The organism is Rhizobium anhuiense (assembly GCF_003985145.1).
GTDB lineage: Bacteria > Pseudomonadota > Alphaproteobacteria > Rhizobiales > Rhizobiaceae > Rhizobium > Rhizobium anhuiense.
This window is the reverse complement of the sequence record NZ_ML133555.1, coordinates 1-2,522: the sequence shown is the minus strand read 5'-3', so window position 1 is coordinate 2,522 and position 2,522 is coordinate 1. Positions and strand designations below refer to the sequence as shown.

Annotated in this window: 2 protein-coding genes; both read left to right on the top strand. The window is 62.5% G+C overall.

The genetic code is table 11. The annotated features are described in order from the left end of the window. Window positions 1-118 precede the first annotated feature (118 nt). On the top strand, window positions 119-1,024 hold the full coding sequence (locus tag EEQ99_RS34295) for a tyrosine-type recombinase/integrase (protein ID WP_127431939.1): 906 nt from the start codon (window positions 119-121) through the stop codon (window positions 1,022-1,024). Between the two features lie 3 nt (window positions 1,025-1,027). Continuing rightward, window positions 1,028-2,221, top strand: a complete 1,194-nt coding sequence (locus tag EEQ99_RS34290) for an IS91 family transposase (RefSeq protein ID WP_127431938.1) — start codon at window positions 1,028-1,030, stop codon at window positions 2,219-2,221. Window positions 2,222-2,522: the final 301 nt, after the last annotated feature.

Here is a 2,522-nt window from a genome sequence, read left to right as displayed (position 1 = left end):
GCACGAACCCGCTTCGCGGGAGGGTGCGCGCGGTGAGGTTGGTGTGATTATCTGAAGTTCTAGGCAGGCAGAGGCTGTTGCCAGACGATTGAGTTCCCTTCAACGAGAGGAACTTTCCATGGCCAGCTTTTCAAACGATGCCCCGATCACACCGCTTCGCCAGCGCATGCAACAAGACATGGTGATGCGGGGTTTGGGAACCCATACGCAGCATGACTACATTCGTCATGTCCGGCGCTTCGCCGCTTTTCTTGGGCGCACGCCCGACACCGCGACGGCCGAAGACATACGGCGCTTCCAGTTGTATCAGCATGAGAACGGTGTAGGCCCGGCGACGATCAATAGCACGGTCTCGGCGCTGCGCTTTCTGTTCACGGTGACACTGAGGCGGCGGGATATGGCGCGAGCGCTGGTGATAACCCGCAATCCGCGCAAGCTGCCCGAGGTGCTGAGCGTGGAGGAAGCCGCACTGCTGCTCGAGGCGGCACCAGGCATCAAATATAAAGCGGCGCTCGGCGTTGCCTATGGCGCGGGCTTGCGCGTCTCCGAGGTTGCGCACCTCAAGGTCGACGATATCGACTCGACACGCATGCTGATACGCGTTGAACAGGGCAAAGGGCGCAAGGACCGCAACGCCATGCTCTCGCCGCAACTCCTGGAACTGCTGCGACTGTGGTGGCGCGAAGGAAAGCGGCGCGGCGTCATGTTACCCCATGGCTGGCTGTTTCCGGGGCGCAGTTGCACCGATCCGATCTCGTCGCGGCAACTGCATCGCGCGGTGCAGGAAGCAGCCGAGGTTGCCGGCATCCGCAAGCGCGTCAGCCCGCATACATTAAGGCACAGCTTCGCCACCCACCTTCTGGAGGACGGCACCGATATCAGGGTCATCCAGGTTCTGCTCGGACACAGCAAGCTTGAGACAACCGCGCTCTATGCCAAGGTCTCGACCCGGACGATCCACGCGGTCGCGGGGCCGCTTGACCGGCTGATGGCGCTGATGGAAGGCAAGACGCCCGACGGCTGAGCCGTGCGCACCTCGATAGAGGTCGCCGATATCTTCCGTTCCGCCGGACCCGCCTACAGGGCAGCCCATGAAGGACATCTCAGCTTAGCCCAGCTCAAGGTGATGTCCGCGATCGAGCACTGCCGCACCGCTGCATTGGGCGGACATGTCGAGGCCTGCGAGGATTGCGGCCAATGGCGCATCGCCTACAATTCCTGCCGCAACCGGCATTGTCCGAAGTGCCAGGGTGCTGCCGCACGCACCTGGCTCGCTGAAAGAGAAGCCGACTTGCTGCCGGTGGGATACTTCCATGTCGTCTTCACACTGCCCGCCGGGGTCGCCGACATCGCATTCCAAAACAAGGCGCTGGCCTATGACCTGCTGTTCAAGGCCGCATCGGAAACGATGCTGACGATCGCTGCCGACCCGAAGCATCTCGGCGCACGCATCGGCATCACGGCTGTCCTGCATACATGGGGCTCGGCAATGATGCATCATCCCCATGTTCACATGATTGTGCCGGGCGGCGGCATTGCCCTCGACGGGAAACGATGGATCTCGTCGCGTGCTGCGTTCCTTCTGCCGGTGCGCGTGCTGGGCAAGCTGTTCCGCCGCCTGTTCCTCACTCGGCTGCTCCAGCTCCACGACGCCGGCCGGCTTGCCTTCTTCGAATCGGCAGCACATTTGGCTGATCGCCGGGCATTCGTGCGTCACCTGTCGCCGGTCCGCAAGACGCGCTGGGTCGTTTACGCCAAGCCACCCTTCGCCGGCCCGGAAGCGGTGCTCGCCTATCTGTCGCGCTACACTCATAGGGTCGCAATATCGAATAGCCGCCTCATCAGCTTCGACCAGAGCGGCGTAACCTTCCGCTACAAGGACTACCGCCGCGATGGAGCGGACCGGCAGCAGATCATGACGCTCACCACCGACGAGTTCATCCGCCGCTTCCTGCTCCATGTCCTGCCGCGCGGCTTCCATCGCATTCGTCACTACGGCCTGCTCGCCGGCGGCTCCCGCACGAGCAGCATCGCACGCGCGCGCGAACTCCTGAACGTCGCTGCGCCGCCCTGTCACGACGCAGCGGACGAACAGACCGACTTTCGCCCGTCATGTCCCTGCTGTGGCGGACGCATGATCATCATTGAGGTATTCGAACGGTGGCGACAGCCGCGCGGGCCGCCAGACACGGCGGCAACGAACCGGGAGAACGCTTCATGACCCGGCATAGCCTGTTCATTCATGTGGCCACCTCACATCAACGTCGGCCAACGGGATGGCTTGCGCCAAGTGGAGTGGCGATAACTCTCAGTCTTGAAAACTCTCTCGGAGTCTCTGCGAAAATCTCTGCGATCACGCCTGCAGACGCCTTCTTCAACGCGCTTGGTCCTACGGACGCTGCTGTGATTGAGTGCCCCTGGGCCGCCCTGAAACACAAAACCCCATAGACCGGAGTGTGCGGACCGCGGGTTCCTGCATGAGAGGCTTTCGTACGCCTGACGGCACCCGAAACCCTAAACCA